At 43.8% G+C, this 17,591-nt stretch carries 15 protein-coding genes; 14 read left to right on the top strand and 1 reads right to left on the bottom strand.

Annotated elements, in window-relative coordinates; genetic code table 11:
- Positions 1-181: 181 nt before the first annotated feature.
- The 7 genes from C4S61_RS02370 to C4S61_RS02405 all read left to right on the top strand — a co-directional run bounded on the left by C4S61_RS02370 (position 182) and on the right by C4S61_RS02405 (position 9,588).
- The gene (locus tag C4S61_RS02370) at positions 182-655 is read left to right on the top strand and encodes a ribosome maturation factor RimP (RefSeq protein ID WP_103923442.1); all 474 of its coding nucleotides are present in this window, start codon (positions 182-184) and stop codon (positions 653-655) included.
- 5 nt (positions 656-660) lie between these two features.
- Positions 661-1,905 carry a transcription termination factor NusA gene (gene nusA, locus C4S61_RS02375; protein WP_103923203.1) on the top strand — a complete coding sequence of 415 codons (1,245 nt, stop codon included), beginning with the start codon at positions 661-663 and terminating at the stop codon, positions 1,903-1,905.
- Between the two features lie 61 nt (positions 1,906-1,966).
- Positions 1,967-4,885 carry a translation initiation factor IF-2 gene (infB, locus tag C4S61_RS02380; protein WP_103923204.1) on the top strand — a complete coding sequence of 973 codons (2,919 nt, stop codon included), beginning with the start codon at positions 1,967-1,969 and terminating at the stop codon, positions 4,883-4,885.
- 381 nt (positions 4,886-5,266) lie between these two features.
- Complete coding sequence (locus C4S61_RS02390) at positions 5,267-5,812, top strand: hypothetical protein (protein WP_103923206.1); 546 nt, start codon at positions 5,267-5,269, stop codon at positions 5,810-5,812.
- 170 nt (positions 5,813-5,982) lie between these two features.
- A complete protein-coding gene (locus C4S61_RS02395; protein WP_103923207.1) occupies positions 5,983-6,903 on the top strand; it encodes a transporter in 921 nt (306 codons plus the stop codon).
- An 11-nt stretch (positions 6,904-6,914) separates the two neighbouring features.
- Complete coding sequence (locus C4S61_RS02400; RefSeq protein ID WP_103923208.1) at positions 6,915-8,456, top strand: phosphatase PAP2 family protein; 1,542 nt, start codon at positions 6,915-6,917, stop codon at positions 8,454-8,456.
- 22 nt (positions 8,457-8,478) lie between these two features.
- On the top strand, positions 8,479-9,588 hold the full coding sequence (locus tag C4S61_RS02405) for a hypothetical protein (RefSeq protein ID WP_103923209.1): 1,110 nt from the start codon (positions 8,479-8,481) through the stop codon (positions 9,586-9,588).
- A 9-nt stretch (positions 9,589-9,597) separates the two neighbouring features.
- Here C4S61_RS02405 and C4S61_RS02410 read toward each other — a convergent pair whose 3' ends face one another.
- Positions 9,598-11,232, bottom strand: coding sequence for a carbon starvation CstA family protein (locus C4S61_RS02410; protein ID WP_103923210.1), 1,635 nt, complete (start codon positions 11,230-11,232; stop codon positions 9,598-9,600).
- A 113-nt stretch (positions 11,233-11,345) separates the two neighbouring features.
- On the opposite strand from C4S61_RS02410, the gene C4S61_RS02415 reads away from it, so the two are divergent.
- The 7 genes from C4S61_RS02415 (at position 11,346) to murQ (ending at position 17,542) form a co-directional block, all read left to right on the top strand.
- The gene (locus C4S61_RS02415) at positions 11,346-11,951 is read left to right on the top strand and encodes a protein N-terminal glutamine amidohydrolase (RefSeq protein ID WP_103923211.1); all 606 of its coding nucleotides are present in this window, start codon (positions 11,346-11,348) and stop codon (positions 11,949-11,951) included.
- 197 nt (positions 11,952-12,148) lie between these two features.
- Entirely contained in the window at positions 12,149-12,991 is an 843-nt protein-coding gene (gene accD, locus C4S61_RS02420; RefSeq protein ID WP_103923212.1) for an acetyl-CoA carboxylase, carboxyltransferase subunit beta, read from the top strand.
- A gap of 134 nt (positions 12,992-13,125) precedes the next feature.
- Complete coding sequence (gene nqrF, locus C4S61_RS02425) at positions 13,126-14,427, top strand: NADH:ubiquinone reductase (Na(+)-transporting) subunit F (RefSeq protein WP_103923213.1); 1,302 nt, start codon at positions 13,126-13,128, stop codon at positions 14,425-14,427.
- Between the two features lie 80 nt (positions 14,428-14,507).
- The gene (locus C4S61_RS02430) at positions 14,508-15,659 is read left to right on the top strand and encodes a formimidoylglutamase (RefSeq protein ID WP_103923214.1); all 1,152 of its coding nucleotides are present in this window, start codon (positions 14,508-14,510) and stop codon (positions 15,657-15,659) included.
- Positions 15,659-15,886 carry a cytochrome b5 domain-containing protein gene (locus C4S61_RS02435; protein ID WP_103923215.1) on the top strand — a complete coding sequence of 76 codons (228 nt, stop codon included), beginning with the start codon at positions 15,659-15,661 and terminating at the stop codon, positions 15,884-15,886. Before C4S61_RS02430 ends, C4S61_RS02435 begins: the two co-directional genes overlap by 1 nt.
- Before the next feature lies 1 nt (position 15,887).
- The gene (locus tag C4S61_RS02440; RefSeq protein WP_103923216.1) at positions 15,888-16,730 is read left to right on the top strand and encodes an N-acetylglucosamine kinase; all 843 of its coding nucleotides are present in this window, start codon (positions 15,888-15,890) and stop codon (positions 16,728-16,730) included.
- Complete coding sequence (gene murQ / locus C4S61_RS02445; RefSeq protein ID WP_103923217.1) at positions 16,727-17,542, top strand: N-acetylmuramic acid 6-phosphate etherase; 816 nt, start codon at positions 16,727-16,729, stop codon at positions 17,540-17,542. Before C4S61_RS02440 ends, murQ begins: the two co-directional genes overlap by 4 nt.
- Positions 17,543-17,591 lie beyond the last annotated feature (49 nt).

Here is a 17,591-nt window from a genome sequence, read left to right on the forward strand (position 1 = left end):
CGTAAATGATTTATTGACCCGCCCAATCGGAAGTTTTTTTGGGATTTGCACAATAAAAATTGCTGTACAATCTGGATTAAAGGCGCCTGCTTTGCATTTCGGATTTCTTTATATTACTTTTGCAGCGTATTCGAAAGTTTCTGGAGGGGACAACAAGTCCCCTCTTTCATTATTGAAATCTATGAGTGAGCTCAGTAAAGCGATCAGAGAATTGGTAGAAAAGCATCTTCCGGATGATTCCCATTTTTTGGTGGACCTAAAAGTGGAGGAAGTTTCCGGCAAAACAAAGGTGTTGATCCTCATCGATGCTGATCAGGGAGTCACGATTCAGGCATGCGCCAGAGTCAGTCGTAAGGTTTCAGAAGAATTGGAAGCAAATGAAATAATCGGAGACGCCTACGTACTTGAAGTTTCTTCTCCCGGAGTTGATTTTCCGCTCAGCAACATGAGACAATATCAGAAGAATATCGGCCGTGAGCTTAAATTGTCGCTTATTACCGGTACTGATGTGGTGGGTAAATTACTCGAATTGGATGAAGAAAAAATAAAGTTATTGGTAAAGAAAAAGGAAAAAGGAAAGAAGGCGACCGAAGAGGAACTGGTTTTTCCTTTTTCTGAAATCAAAAAATCTATCGTACAAGTATCTTTTAAATAACTCAAATGGATGCCAAAATCTTAATAGAGTCTTTCGCAGAGTTTGCGAGGTCTAAAAATGTGGATCGACCTACCATGATCCGTATTCTGGAAGATGTGTTCAGAGCCATGATCCGTAAAAAATTTGAGACTGACGAGAATTTTGACGTCACGATCAATGCTGACAAAGGAGATCTTGAAATTTTCCGTATTCGGGAAATCGTAGACGATAACTCCGAGGACATTTGGGATTTTGACAAAATCAGCTTTACTGAAGCAAGGAAAATCGAGCCCGACTTTGAAATCGGTGAAGAAGTGTACGAGAAGATCGAGTTGGAAGAGTTTGGCCGAAGAGCCGTTCAAATGGCACGTCAGACCCTTATTCAGCGAATTAAAGATCTTGAGAAGGACATTCTTTACACTAAATATGAAGAGCAGGTTGGGGAGATTGTCTCTGCCGAAGTGTACCAGATCTTGGGTCGGGAGATTCTGTTGATCGACAGTGATGGCAATGAGTTAATTCTTCCGAAAGGGGAGCAAATCCCTAAAGACCGATTTAGAAAAGGAGATACAGTAAAGGCAATCGTCCACCGGGTAGACATGAACAATGGTAACCCAAAGATCATTTTGTCCCGAACTTCTCCGGTCTTCTTAGAGCGATTGTTTGAGAATGAAGTTCCTGAAGTTTATGACGGGCTTATCACAATCGTGAAAATCGTCCGTGAACCGGGAGAAAGAGCAAAAGTGGCCGTAGAGTCTTACGATGATCGGATTGATCCTGTGGGAGCCTGTGTGGGGATGAAAGGGTCCAGAATTCACGCTGTAGTGCGGGAATTGCAGAACGAAAATATTGACGTGATTAATTTCACCGAAAACTTGGACCTCTATGTCACCAGAGCACTTAGTCCGGCCAAGGTTTCCTCTATTACAGTAGATCAGGAGAGAAAGCGGATTTCAGTCTTTCTTAAGCCCGATCAAGTTTCCCTTGCCATCGGTAAAGGCGGATACAACATCAAATTGGCAAGCCGTTTGGTCGGTTATGAGATCGATGTTTTCCGTGAACTGAATGAATATGATGATGAAGATGTTGATTTGAGTGAATTTGTTGACGAAATCGAAGGTTGGATCATTGAGGAGTTGAAGAAGACTGGTTTGGATACAGCCAAGAGTGTGTTGGCCTTGACCAAAGAGGACCTGACTCGAAGAACGGAATTGGAGGAAGAGACAATCGACGAGATTTTCAGAATCCTCAGACAAGAATTTGAACAATAACAGAGGGACCTCCCTCTAGATTACCTAATTTTATTTAGAATTTCGAAAGCGGTTTTTGCTTATGTCAGAAGAGAAAATGATGCGTTTAGGCCAAATAGCCAGAAAACTTAACGTGGGAACGGCAACCATCGTTGAGTCTATGGCTAAAAAGGGCTTTGAGGTTGAAAATAATCCTAATTCCAAAATCTCCATGGAACAAGTGGCGATGTTGGAAAAGGAATTCAAATCCTCTGCCCTCGACAAAGAGGAAGCTTCCCACTTATCCATAGGAAAGCGCCATGAGCCTATTTCGCTAGAGCCTGAAGCGCCTAAGCAGGAAAAAGCCCCTGAGCCAACACCTGCGCCGGTTCATAAGGAAGAACCAAAGCCTGCCGTAATTCCATCAACCCCGACACCTGAGGCTTCTACTCCCACACCAGTTCCTGAACCGGAACAAGAACCCGAGAAAGTCTCCTCTGATCCTCCAAAGTTGGAAGGAATCAAGATTTTGGGAAAAATAGATTTGGATAAGAAACCGGCAATAAAGTCGGCTTCAGTTCCTAAGCCCTCATACCAACAAAGAGGGGAACGACCACAGGATCAGCGAAAGCAAAATCCTAATCAGCCAAAGCAAAGGCCGGATCAAAGGCCAAGTCAACAGCAAAACAAACCCGGTCAGCCTCAAAACAGGCCAAACCCCCAAGGCCAAAAGCCAGTACAACAGCCTCCTAAACCCAATGTGCAAGCCCCTGCTCCGGAAGCGCCGAAGGCTCCTTTTGTTATTCCAAAGGAGGAAGCAGTAACGGAAGAATTAATTTCTGCAAAAGCAGATTCTTTGAAAGGCTTGACAGTCCTCGGAAAAATTGAGCTGCCAGTTGACCGTCCTAAGAAGAAAGGTGGTCCTGTGGCTTCTTCTGATGAGCGAAACAGAGACAAAAAAAGACCCCGTAAGCGTATAGATAAGCCAGGGACACCTGGACAAGGTGGCCAAGCCGGCGGGCCAAGACCTCCTCAGGATCAACGCGGCGCTCCAAGACTGGCCAATCAACGTCCGGGTGGAAATCAACAACGGGGTGGTGCTCCCCAACAACGGGTACAAAAAGCAGAACCAACGCCTAAAGAAATACAGGACCAGATCAAACAGACGCTTGCCCGTCTCCAAGGGACAAAGCCCGGATCAGGTAAATCCAAATCCAGAAGAGATAAGCGTGTGGCCAGGGATAGAGAGGTCGAGGTAGAAGGAGAAGAAGCAAAAATCCTAAAAGTTACCGAGTTTATCTCGGCCAACGATTTGGCAGCCCTCTTGGATGTATCTGTCAATCAGATCATTTCTACCTGTATGTCACTGGGCATGTTCGTTTCGATCAATCAGCGGTTAGATGCCGAAGCGATCACCATTATCGCCGATGAATTCGGATATGACGTGGAATTCACAAAATCCATTGAGGATGAAATGGTGGAAGAAGTTGCCGATGAAGCTGAAGATTTGGTTGATCGAGCGCCTATCGTTACCATCATGGGACACGTCGATCATGGAAAGACATCCTTGCTCGATTACATTCGTATGGCAAAAGTGACATCGGAAGAGGCCGGAGGAATCACACAGCATATCGGAGCTTACGAGGTGAAGACTAAGACAGGACATAAAATCGCCTTCCTGGATACTCCAGGTCACGAAGCCTTTACAGCGATGAGAGCCCGTGGTGCAAAAATTACGGATTTGGCTATCATCGTCATTGCAGCAGATGACAACATCATGCCTCAAACCAAGGAAGCGATTAATCACGCTCAGATGGGTGGAGTTCCAATGATTTTTGCAATCAACAAAGTCGATAAACCAAATGCCAATCCAGCTAAGATAAAAGAAGCGTTGGCAGGTATGAATCTACTCGTAGAGGAGTGGGGCGGAAAATACCAGTCTCAGGATATTTCAGCGAAAACAGGTCTTGGAGTTGAGGAGCTCCTGGAAAAAGTATTGCTGGAAGCAGAAATTCTTGAGCTCAAAGCAAATCCAAATAAAAATGCCGTAGGTACGGTCGTTGAAGCTTCCTTGGATAAAGGTCGTGGATATGTAGCCACGGTCATGGTTCAGGCTGGCACCTTGAAAATCGGTGATATCATGCTTGCCGGCCAGCATTATGGCCGTGTCAAAGCGATGTTTGACCACAAAGGCAAAAAGCTGAAAGCAGCAGGACCTTCTACACCTGTTCAGGTATTGGGCCTCAGTGGTGCTCCGCAGGCAGGTGATACGATCAAAGTGTACGACACAGAGCGTGAAGCCAGAGAAATCGCCAACTCCAGAGAGCAGATTCAGCGTGAGCAAAACTTGCGCACCAAGAAGCATATCACCCTGGATGAAATCGGTCGTCGTTTGGCAATCGGTAGCTTCAAAGAACTCAATATCATCCTCAAAGGTGACGTGGATGGATCGGTCGAAGCACTATCTGATTCTTTGCTGAAGCTATCCAAAGATGAAGTGAAAGTATCCATCATCCACCAGGGTGTAGGTCAGATCTCTGAGTCCGATGTATTGCTTGCCTCGGCATCCGATGCAATTATCCTAGGCTTCCAGGTAAGGCCATCTCCCAATGCGAAGAAACTTGCTGAGCAGGAAGAGATTGAAATCCGTCATTATTCCATCATCTACGATGCGATCAATCAGATCAAAGATGCGATCGAAGGGATGCTTGAGCCGGAATATGAAGAAGTCATCACGGGTAACATTATCGTCAGAGAAGTCTTCAAAATCACTAAAGTCGGAACCGTGGCAGGTTCTTATGTGACCGACGGATTCATTACCAGAAAGAATAAGATCCGTGTCATCCGGGGTGGAATCGTAATTCACGAAGGTGAAATAGATCAGTTGAAGCGATTCAAAGATGATGTGGCTGAGGTTAAGGCCGGCTACGAATGCGGTATTTCGATCAAAAACTTCAATAACATCGAGATCGATGATACAATTGAAGGATTTGATTTGAAAGAGATCAAACGTAAAAAGTAAAGTTTTGAAATTATTTATAGAAAAGGGAACGGCTTAGGTCGTTCCTTTTTATTTTAAGGTTATGCTAATTGCCATTCAGGTTTTAACAGTTGGTCTTGCCATACTTTCCTTGCTAAGTATGATTTTAGGATTAGTTAAACCGGTGTTGGTTTTGTGGTTTTTGGACCGATTCAATCGGTTGACTGTACTTCAGATCTATGGAACTGCCTTTTTGATTAGTTTAGGGTTCTTGATAATTTTGAAATTAATCGCTTCTTTTTGAAATAATATTTGTTTTTAAGGCAGTATTTTCAAATAAAGTTTCGAATTTTATTTTTTATAGGAAGAAACTTTCTTTTCTAGGAATTTTAAATCAATTTTCAGTTCGAATAATCTTTACCCTTGAGAAAAGCCGTAGCCATAGCACTTTTACTTTGCTTTGCCATCTATCACTTTGGCTACTATGCCTTCTATTATTCCTACCAATATTCATTGGAAAGCAGCTGGAAGGATAAAATATACGGAGAACAAGTTGGGACCTTAGAAGAAAGGATGATGGAAATACCCCTCTCGGCACCCTACATGGCCAATCAGGAGGATTTCCAACTCACAAATACCCGATTCGAAAAAGACGGGAAGTACTTTCGAGCCATCAAACAACGCTATCAAAACGACACGCTACAGGTAGTGTATGTCCCTGATACTGCAAGGAGTGTTTTGGAATCCACTGTTAAAAGTTGGATTTCATCCCTCACGGATGACGATCTTCCCCAGGATCAAAAAGGCAAAATGCAGTTGAAGCTTTTCGCCAAGGATTACCTTGAGCCAGAGGTTTATCAAACAGATCTGGTGCCACAAATCAGCGTCAAAAATATGATTGGGTTTATTTTTTCGGCTTACATGAGTCCTTATTTCACGCTAGACTCACCCCCTCCACAGGTTTCCTGATATTTTCTGAATGGGACAACATCATGGCTTCCAATGCATATCGTTGTATTGATGAAGGGTGATTGTTGATTCTTTTTAGTGCTGTTTAAAGTTTTCTTTTGACCTGCATAAGTCAAAGGAAAGGTCATGGAGCAGCACCATTTATCCATCTATTCAAACCATCAAAATTTATGAACTTGAATTCAAAATTGTTGAGCTTCCTTTTTGGAAGCTTGGCAATTGTACAGATATCCTTTGCCCAGACACCTATGGATGCGTTGATGATGCCTAAAGGTGAAATCTGCCTCGCAGTAGTCTATGAAGAGGCTAACTGGGATCACTATTGGGAGGGAACAGCTCTCCGCACTAATGGAAACATCGGAACATTCAACAGAAAAATGCTGATGCCGATGGTTGTTGGCGGGATCACAGACAAGATTAATGTTATCGTCAGTTTACCTTATGTAAAGACCGCCGCCACCGGAGGACAAATGACAGGAGTAGAGGGGATCCAGGATTTCGGACTGTCGCTTAAAGCACAGCTTGTAGACAAAACTTTAGGCCCAGGCCAATTGATGGTTTTCTCCAATCTTAGTTTTAGTACACCCGCCTCAAATTATTTGTCTGACTACATGCCTTTTAGTTTAGGCTTTGGAGCAAATGAATTAGGAATCAGAGGTATTGGTCACTATGAATTAGATAAAGGTCCTTATGTCAGAGGTTCTTTGGCATATCTACATCGGGGTGCTACTGAGGCTGAGCGGGATTATTATTATCAGGATGGAAGCTTCTATACCTCCACGATGAACGTGCCCGATGCGCTCCAAGCCCAACTAGCAATCGGATCTTGGTTTCTACAGAAAAAACTTCGTGTCGAAGCTACCTTCAATACGATAAGATGTACCTCGGGAGACGATATCCGGTCTTACAATGTCCCACAGCCAACCAATAAAGTGGATTTTGACCAAGTTGGTGGGTTTGCTCAGTATTATTTTAAAAAAGACGGAGGACTAGGAGTATTGGCTTATTACAATCACATGCTTTCCGGTAGAAATATGGGACAATTTTCCGGCTACGGCTTGGGATTAACCTATCAGTTTAAAGCCTTCTAAGAGACAAAAATATGAAAATACAACTACGATATCTTTTCCTTTTTGCTTCCTTTTGTGTCTTGACTGGTTCCTGTATGGAAGAATTGCCTACCAGATTGGAATATGAAGGATATGAATATGCTGAATTAGATGAAGATGCTGGAAATTGGAATTTAATTCTACTGACTAATCCAGAACAAGTATCAATTCCAAATCCGGCTCCAGCAGGTTCACCTGACCTAAATCAGGAACTTCAGGATGCGAAAACCAAAATTGCAAATGCTACCTCAGCCCAGCGAGAGTCAGTTAAGTATTGGACCAACAATTCCCTGCTTCGCTGGAATGAAATAGCGCTGGAATTATCTGTGAAATACAACTTGATTCCCGGCCCAAATCCCGATGGAACTTACACACTGCCTAATCCGGCAGATCCTTCAGCCACCCCCAACTTCCCTTTTGCCCATCCGCCTTACATCAGCCGAATGCTTGCTTACCTCAGTGTAGCGCAATATGATGGATTGATTACAGCCTGGCATTATAAGAAGAAATTTGGTCGTGAAGCTCCCTATAAACTGGATCCTCAAATCAGTTCTGCTTACTCCGAAAACGGACTAAGGTCCTATCCATCTGATGGAGCAGTAATTGCCATTACTTCAAGAGAGATCCTTTCCGTCATGTTTCCTTTGGAAAAAGAATACCTGGCAAAATTGGCAAATGAGCATTTAGAATCATTGGTGATTGCAGGAATCAACCTTAGCAGTGATGTGGAGGCAGGAATACTGATTGGCACAGCGATTTCAAAAACTGTCTTGGCCAGAGCTTCCACTGACGGAATGAGAAATGCCCAAACGCCAAAACCCATCTCTGATTCTATCAAAAATGCCGCATTTGAGCGCTTTGGGTGGAAATGGGACAACATGGAATCTCCCCAAAGGCCAGTCGGATTAACTCCTCTTTTCGGAAAAGTGAAAATGTGGAATGTTCCAACAGTTGAAGAAGTTCGCCCGGGTGTTCCTCCTGCGCCTGGTTCGGAAGAGTTTAATGAAAACGCTGAAGAATTGAAGCGCTATGCAGCCAACCTTACCTATGAACAGCGTAGAATTGCCAACTTCTGGAATGATGGATTGAACACTTACAGTCCGCCCGGCCATTGGAATAGATTTGCCAAAGAAACGGCTGTAAAGTATCGCTTGAGTCCGGTTCGAACTGCCCGTGTTTTTGCTTATATGAATATGGCCATCGTGGATGCCGGGATCAGTTGTTGGGATACGAAGTATTACTACCACTATCCACGACCGATTCAGACTATTCCTGGTTTCAAGACCATTTTGGGTACACCAAATTTCCCTGCTTATACTTCAGGGCACAGCACTTTCTCTGCTGCTGCAGCCGAAGTTCTGTCACATTTCTTCCCTACTGATGCTTCGCAATTTAGAAAGTGGGCCAATGAAGCAGCGATGTCTCGGGTTTATGGGGGCATTCACTACCGATTTGATGCTGAAGTGGGTTTAAATCAAGGAAAGGCTGTCGCTGCCTATTCTGTGGCAAAGGCCAAACTTGATCAGGCAGATTAATAAAATTATAAAAATCAAAAAAATGAAAAGATATATACTTCTATCAGCAATTATTTTTGGGATATTGCTCCTGAGTCAAAAATCCATTGCCCAAGGCTGTGTTGCCATCAGGCAGTTTTCTGGAATTGGCAACGCAGTCGGCCAGCTGAATGTTCAGACTCAAGGGGACTGGAACATCAGTACCAATTACCGGTATTTTAGATCTTTCCGACATTTCAGTGGTACAGAGGAGCAGCCTCAGCGTGTTGAGCAAGGCACTGAAGTGATCAATTGGTCACATGGCGTTGACTTCAACATCAGCTACTCATTTACAGACCGACTGTTTGGAACAGTATCTCTTCCCTTCGCATACAATGAGCGGAGTTCGCTTTATGAACATGGGCGTCAGTCCAGACACCTGTCTTATTCGGGAGGTCTGGCGGATATGAGAATTGGGGCCGGCTATTGGCTCCTTTCCGGCGAAAAGGCTACCAAAGGAAATCTTGCTTTAGGGTTGGGTTTCAAGTTGCCCACGGGGAATTATAATGCGCAAAGTACCTTTTACAACGTAGGGCCTAATGGGACTTCCGAAATCAGGCCTGTCGATCAAAGTATCCAATTGGGCGATGGAGGATTTGGAATCACATTGGAATCACAAGGCATAAAGCAATTTAAATCTGCCCTTTTTGGGTATTACAATGCCTTTTATCTCTTCAATCCCCGCAACACCAACGGAACCCGAACGTCTCGCTCCCGCCAAAGTGAAGCCATCATGAGTGTGCCAGATCAATACGCCCTGCGTGCGGGGCTTTTCTATAGCATCAAACAAATTCATGGATTGGGATTTTCGCTTGGAGGCCGTCTTGAGGGAGTTCCCATTAGGGATGTGATCGGAGAAAGCGGTGGATTCAGGCGACCCGGTTATGTGATTTCTGTGGAGCCTGGTGTAAGCTATATGTTGGGAAATGTGACAGCTACTCTGAATGTACCGGTGGCTTTGGTACGGAACAGAACCCGTAGTCTAACCGACATTGCAGATTCCACGCCGGACAATTACAGACATGGAGACGCTGCTTTTGCGGATTATCTGATCAACTTTGGCTTGGTTTGGAGGATTCCCAAGAAAATCCCCGAAGTATTTAATTCGCTTTGATTTTTGAGGTCAAAGGGCTTTGGCAGGCTCTTTGACCTCATTTTTTAAGCTTTTGAATGCCAGGAAAATCAGGGAAATGGCTAAGACAAACAGCAATGCGGCAATGACAGCGAGGACATATCCTTTTTCCTGAAAATTCTTCCAGGCAAATAAACCCAACGAAGCCAAAGTCACCGTGAACATAAAAAACATGGGTATCGTGACGAAGGTAGCGGGTATCTTTTTTCGGATCAGCCAAACTGCAATCGTCAATAAAGCCAGTGCGGCCAAGAGTTGATTTGCTGAGCCAAAGATCGGCCATAACGTGTTAAACTCTCCCGATGCCAAAAGCAAAATGGATAAGATTACCACTACGGTAGTGGACAGATAGCGGTTTTTGGCAACGACCTGAGCTGCAGGCTGTGGCATATCCTCAAAGTATTCCTGTAGGGTAAATCTTGCCAGACGGGTACAGGTATCCAAGGTAGTCAGGGCAAATGCTGAAACTGTCAGTGCCACAAATCCAACGGCGAATGTTTCCGAAATACCCAAGGTAGAGATCATGCCTCCAATCCCATTGGAAAATAGAGCCACAGGTCCTTCTATTTCCAGTCTGCTGGTATAGTCTTCTTTTGAAAGCACAGCAACTGCCCCAACAGAGATGATGGCAAGGAATGATTCGATCAGCATCCCTCCAAATCCCACGACTTTGGCATCGCTTATTTTGTCCAACTGCTTGGAGGTCGTGCCGGAAGCCACCAGCGAATGAAAACCTGAGATTGCCCCACAGGCAATGGTGACAAACAATACCGGGAACATGTAACCCAGACTTTCGCTTGAGGTTTGTATTTGGGAAGTCATCTCAATCTGAGGATTGGCGATGAAAACCCCCACCACTGCAGCAATCATCATTCCATAAAGCAGATAACTATTGAGATAGTCTCTTGGCTGTAAAAGCAAGCTGACAGGGGTAACTGAAGCCAAAAAAGCGTATCCCAATAAGGCTAAAATCCAAAAATTATAAGACATGGCAAATGGAATTTGAGTACCGAGATATACAAAATAATACATCAAAATAACCCCGATTACGGTGATCAAAACGAATGTAATTTTTCCATTTCCCACCCACCGATTAAAATATCCAAATACGACCGCCAGAAAAATAAACAGAATAGAGGCCGAGGCCACTCCGGGATTAGCGATGAAGGTTTTGGCAATAATATCGGCAAAAACACCGATGACCAGAATCAGGGTAGAGAAGCTGAAAATCACGAAAAGCTGTTTTCCTCTGGGTCCGATCTGATTCCGTATGATGACTCCGATCGATTTCCCGTCAGTCCGCAAAGAAGCCGCCATGCTGCCCAGGTCGTGTACCGCACCAAAGAAAATTCCACCCACCAAAATCCAGATTACCGCTGGAATCCACCCAAAGGTCACAGCGATAATCGGTCCTACGATCGGTCCTGCGCCTGCAATTGAGGCGAAATGATGACCAAGAACGACGATTGGTTTGCTCGGTTCGTAGTCGACACCATCGCGCAGCAAGTGTGAAGGCGCTTTTTGTGTGTCGTTAAGTCCAAACCTTTTGTAAACAAAATTTCCGTAGAATCGGTAGGCTAATAAAAGTATGACAGCTGAGATTAATAATAGGATAGCAAGATTCATAGGTTATCGGGCAATTTTGGAGGATCTGAATTTGAAGTGGAAATTCGTAATCTTTTCTTTAATAAATACAGTAGTTCATGGATTTTTGACCTCATAGGGAAAAAACTAAATAAATGGAATTCAATCTTTTTGCCAGGGAAGTGCGCTACTTTTGCTGTGAAATGGAAATTAAAGAATTCAAGTATTCCGCAAATTTTTGCGAGGAAAATATCTGGCACCTGTGCAAGAACCCAGCCTTGGCTGATTTTTCCAAAAAAGTGCTCATCGTCTCTAACAGCTCCAGTTATTGTCCTTTTAGATTTCATAAATCCATCAACAATCATGAGATCGTTTGGTGGAATTACCATGTGATCTTATTGGCATCACAGGAAGGATCTACCTTGGTATATGATTTCGATTCCTCCCTACCTGTGCCCACCTCAGGGATGGAATATATGGAACTGACTTTTGGAGGTATAGAAGATTTGAACCCTGAACAATCTCCCTGTTTCAAAGCAATAGATGCCAGAGATTACCTGAATTCCTTTGTGTCAGACAGAAGTCATATGAAGGATTCGGAAGGGAATTGGCTTTCAAATCCACCCAATTGGCCGCTCATTGGCAAAAATGGGGATTTACCATTGCCTGCATTAATGGATTTTACACAATCCAGCAGCGAGCGAATTTTCTCCTTGGGAGAAATGATGGCTTTGGTCGCTTTACTCAGCATCCCAAATTGATTTGAAGGATTGGAAATCAGCGATTTGCAGGTTTCCTGACCTGTTTGATTGAATTTCCTTAAAGGGACTAGACATCTCAAACTGCAGATGGACATAAGTAAGGAATAATCCAACTGAAGCGAAAGAAGGTTTTATTTAATGGATAATAGGCCTAAATTTGCGTCCTTTAACTTGTCAAAATGTTGATCTAATTCTCTATGGCTTGGTTTAAAAGAAAAGATAAAGGCATCAAAACTTCTACCGCTGAAAAGAAAGATGCTCCCGATGGGCTTTGGTTTAAGACACCAAACGGAAATATTATTCATACCAGAGAGCTCAAAAACAATGCGTTCGTCTGTCCTGATGATGATTTTCATGTGAAAATCGGTTCCAAAGAATATTTTGAGATTCTTTTTGACAACAATAAATTCACCGAGCTTGACCCAAACATGAAGTCTGGTGATCCATTGAATTTCTCCGATACCAAGCCTTATTCCTCCAGAATTGAGGAAACAATTAAGAAAACCGAGTTGAATGATGCTGTTCGGACGGCCCATGGCAAAATGAATGGATTGGAGATTGTCATAGCCTGTATGGACTTCAATTTCATCGGAGGATCAATGGGTTCGGTGGTAGGAGAAAAAATCGCCCGGGCAATAGATTACTCGCTGAAGCATAAAGTCCCATTCTTGATGATTTCCAAATCCGGCGGTGCCAGAATGATGGAGGCAGGTTTTTCTTTGATGCAAATGGCAAAAACCTCAGCTAAGCTAGCGCTTCTGGATCAAGCTGCCGTACCTTATATATCACTCATGACTGATCCGACCACAGGGGGTGTGACCGCATCTTACGCCATGTTGGGGGATTTTAACATAGCTGAGCCGGAAGCACTCATCGGTTTTGCGGGTCCAAGGGTGATCAGAGAGACTATCGGTAAAGATTTGCCAAAGGGTTTCCAAAGTTCAGAGTTTGTGTTGGAACACGGATTTCTGGATTTCATCATCGATCGCCGACAGTTGAAATCGCGATTGACCACTTTGCTAAACCTCCTGAACAATTAATCAGTTATCTCATCAAATTACATCCACTTTCAAGCCAAATTTGAACACGTATTTGGCCAGTTTTCTGGATTAATAAATATATTTGTGCACCCTTAAGGGGTTCAATCCATACGAATAAATAAAACCAAGATTTCATGGGTTCTGTAATTATTACTTCCATTGTAGCGTTTACCATCATTATTCTGCTACTGGTATTTATTCTCCTCTTCGCACAGTCAAAGCTGGTGAACTCCGGAGATGTGAAGATCATTATTAATGGAGACGAGAGTAATCCAATCATCGCCTCTGCAGGTTCAAGCTTGCTTTCTACCTTGGGAGGTCAAAAGATTTTTCTTCCCTCTGCCTGCGGTGGAGGAGGTACCTGTGCCATGTGTAAGTGCGTCGTAGAAGATGGGGGAGGAGATGTGCTTCCAACTGAAGTCGGTCACCTAAGCCGGGCTGAGCAGCAGGGAAAAGTCAGACTTGCCTGTCAAGTGAAGGTAAAGCAGGACATGAAAATCCGCGTGCCTGAAGAAATCTTTGGTATTAAAAAGTGGGATTGTGAAGTTGTCTCAAATTACAACGTTTCCACGTTCATCAAAGAATTCAAAGTGAAATTGCCTGAGGGAGAAACACTCCACTTTGAACCAGGGGGATACATTCAGATAGATGTCCCAGCCATTACGGTGGATTTTAAGGGTATGGACATTACCCCACATCCTGACTTGGGTCACCCTGCTGATGTCTACAGGAGTGATTGGGATAAATTCGGGCTTTGGAGCTTAGTCATGAAAAATGACGAGCCCCTGTTCCGGGCATATTCGATGGCCAATCACCCCGCAGAAGGTAATATTGTCATGTTAACTATCCGAATTGCGACTCCGCCTTGGGATCGTGCAAATAACAGATGGATGGATGTGAATCCGGGTGTTTGTTCTTCTTACGTATTCAGTAGAAAGCCAGGGGATGTCGTGACTATTTCAGGTCCATACGGTGAATTCCACATCAATCCAACCGAAAGAGAGATGATCTACATCGGTGGTGGAGCGGGAATGGCACCGTTGCGTTCGCACATTTTTCATCTTTTCCATACCGAAAAAACTACCCGCAAAGTATCTTATTGGTATGGAGGTAGATCTAAAAAAGAACTTTTCTACATTCCCCAATTTAGAGATATAGAAAAAAAATTCCCCAACTTCCAATTCTATGTCGCGTTATCAGAACCGCTTCCTGAAGATAACTGGAAAGTGAAAGCTTCGCTCGACGGGGACGGGGACGGCTATTTGGGATTCATTCATCAGGTGATGTATGACAATTACCTCAAAAATCATCCCGAGCCAGATGAAATCGAATATTACCTCTGCGGTCCTCCATTGATGAACGCGGCAATTTTGAAGCTTCTCGATGATTTGGGAATTCCAAAGGAAAATATCCGCTTCGATGATTTCGGAGGATAAAATTTAAAATAATCCCGCCTCGGCGGGATTTTTTAGTTTAGTACCATTTTTGATTATTTTTAAAATCACAACCCCACCCTATGAACATTCAAACCTTTTTTGAGCCTATCGCTGATTTTCTTCAGGAGAAAAAATACCCGGAAAACTCTTTTTACAATCAAATTCATGTCCATGGTGAAAATTTCCCCGACCTCAAGGGCATGCAAATCGCCTTGGTTGGGATCAAAGAAAACCGGGGAGCAAAACAGTCAGAAAGTATTGAAAGGGGAAGTTCTGAAATCCGTGAAAAGCTCTATTTCCTCAAAAAAAGCCTTGTGCCTTATCGGATAGCCGATTTGGGTGATTTGATATCCGGTGCCACATTGAATGACACCTATCAGAATATCCGCCAAGTCGGAGAGGCCCTGATGAAGCAACAAATTTTGCCTGTTTTTTTCGGAGGATCACATGATTTGGACTATGGACAATACTTGTCCTATCAAAAAATGAAAAAACTGGTTAGTTTGGTGACAATCGACGCAAAAGTCGATATGGAGGAGCTGGGTCCCGAAGACGACCGGCATACCCAAGAGATCGTTCTCCATCAACCAAATTTCCTGTTTTCTTATACCCATTTGGCATATCAAAGCTTCCTGGTCGATCCTACGCTTATCAATGTAATGGAAAAGCTCTACTTTGACCATGTCAGATTGGGTCAGGTAAGGGATAATTTCAAAGAGACCGAGCCATTGATAAGAGATGCTGATTTGTTGAGTTTTGATCTATGTGCCATACAATCCGCTGATGCACCGGGTGCAGTGGATGCTCAGCCTTTTGGCTTGACCTCCGAGGAGGCTTGCCAGATATTTTGGTTTGCCGGAATGAATGAAAAGTTGAGCTCCATTGGTCTGTATGGCTATGATCCTTATTACGATGATGCGAATAACAAGTCTGCCAAAGTCGCGGCGGTGATGATTTGGTATTTTATTGAGGGATTTTACTCAAGAAAAGACAGTCTTTCTTTCAAAAGTGCGGATTACATCAAATACACCGTTTCATTGGATACTAAGCCCAATGCATTGGTTTTTTATAAAAGCAAACGAAGCGGAAAATGGTGGATGGAAATTCCGCACAACGAAACAAATCGATTTGATCGCGTGAGTACTGTACCCTGTAGCTACTCAGACTATCAATTGGCACAAAAGGGCGAAATTCCTGAGCGTTGGATCAATGCACAGATTAAGTTGTTCTGATGAAGCACTATACCAAGCAACAACTTGCGCTGAGAAATGGGCAAGACCGACCTGAAATTTGGGTAGCTTACAAAGGGATCATTTATGACGTGTCGATTTCCAAGCTTTGGAAAAAAGGGATGCACTATGAGCATTGGGCAGGACAGGATCTTACCGATGAACTCGCAGATGCCCCTCACACCGAAAAAGTGTTTGAAAAGTTTATGGCCATTGGTCAACTTACCTGATATGATATTAATTGCAGACAGCGGTTCCAGTAAGACAGACTGGAGGGTCATCCATCACGACGGAAAAATCAGTCAACATCGTGGAGTAGGTTTCAATCCCTATTACATGACTTCGGAGGAGATGGCAATTCAGATGCGGAACGATTTCCTGGTAAATCTCGAAACGGAAATCGAGGAGATTTACTTCTATGGAGCAGGATGTTCTTCTTCTGAACGTAAAGCCGAAGTTTCAAGTGCCCTTGAGACTATTTTTCATCATGCCCAAATCCAGGTAGATCATGATTTGGCAGCTGCGGCGCATGCCACATGCGGGCATCACTCCGGGATCGCGTGTATCTTGGGCACCGGCTCCAATAGCTGTGATTACGATGGCAAAGAGATCATTGCCACGCGCCCGGCGGCCGGCTATATTTTGGGCGATGAAGGTGGAGGCTGCTATGTGGGAAGGCAGTTTTTGATGGATTTTATTCACGAAGAAATGCCGGATAAAATCCGAAAAGCCGCTATTGATCGGTTTCATATCACCCAGAATATCATTCAGGATCATGTTTACCGACAGCCTTTCCCCAGTCGGTATATGGCAAGTTTTTGCCGGTTTATTACAGAAAATAAAGCTGATCCTTATTGCTATGGATTGTTTTACAACTCGTTTATGGACTTCTTTAAAAAGCATATTTTTAAGTATCAGGATTATCGGAATAAGCCTGTAAACTTTGTCGGGTCTATTGCCTATTACAACAGTGATATCTTGAGAAAAGCTGCGGCGGATGCCGGAATAAGTGTAAATATGATCATCGAGAGCCCCATCGCAGGACTGACACTTTACCACCAAGAACTACTATGACGAAGGTCACCGAAAGCAGCTCCAATTATGAGAATCTGGAGAAAATGGGAACTACCGAGCTTCTTCAAAACATCAATGCAGAAGACCATAAAGTAGCTCCTGCCGTAAAAGATAAAATTCCTGTGATCGCTGCACTGGTCGATCAGATCGTTCCCAGGATGAGGGAAGGAGGAAGATTATTCTATATCGGAGCGGGAACTAGTGGCAGGCTGGGAATTTTGGATGCTTCTGAGTGTCCGCCAACTTATGGGGTTCCCCATGACTGGGTAATAGGATTTATTGCTGGTGGAGATGCTGCCATTCGTAAAGCAGTGGAAAACGCCGAGGATGATCCCGAGATGGCCTGGAAGGATATTCAGGAATACGGATTCTCTGAGTTGGATACGGTAATTGGAATTGCAGCCTCCGGTTCGACCCCTTATGTCATCGGAGGGGTCAAAACTGCCCGTCAGAAGGGTTTGCTTACCGCCTGCATCACATGCAACACCGATTCTCTATTGGCAAGAGAAGTAGCACACCCCATCGAAGTAGTAGTAGGTCCGGAGTTTGTCACGGGCAGTACACGCATGAAATCCGGAACCGCCCAAAAGCTGGTATTGAATATGATTTCTACCACGGTCATGATAAAGCTCGGCCGGGTGAAAGGCAATAAGATGGTCGATATGCAACTCTCCAATGCCAAATTGGTGGATCGCGGGACCAAAATGATCATGGAAGCCACAGGTGTGGATTACCAAACTGCCAATGATTTATTGCTTTCCCAAGGCTCAGTTCGCAAGGCAACAGAATATTATTACAAAAGTAAAGCGTAATCCTTAAGAATATTTCGGGAAGCATACTGAATATCAACACTTAGGGTGT

Source organism: Algoriphagus boritolerans DSM 17298 = JCM 18970 (genome assembly GCF_900108085.1).
Taxonomy (GTDB): Bacteria; Bacteroidota; Bacteroidia; order Cytophagales; family Cyclobacteriaceae; genus Algoriphagus; species Algoriphagus boritolerans.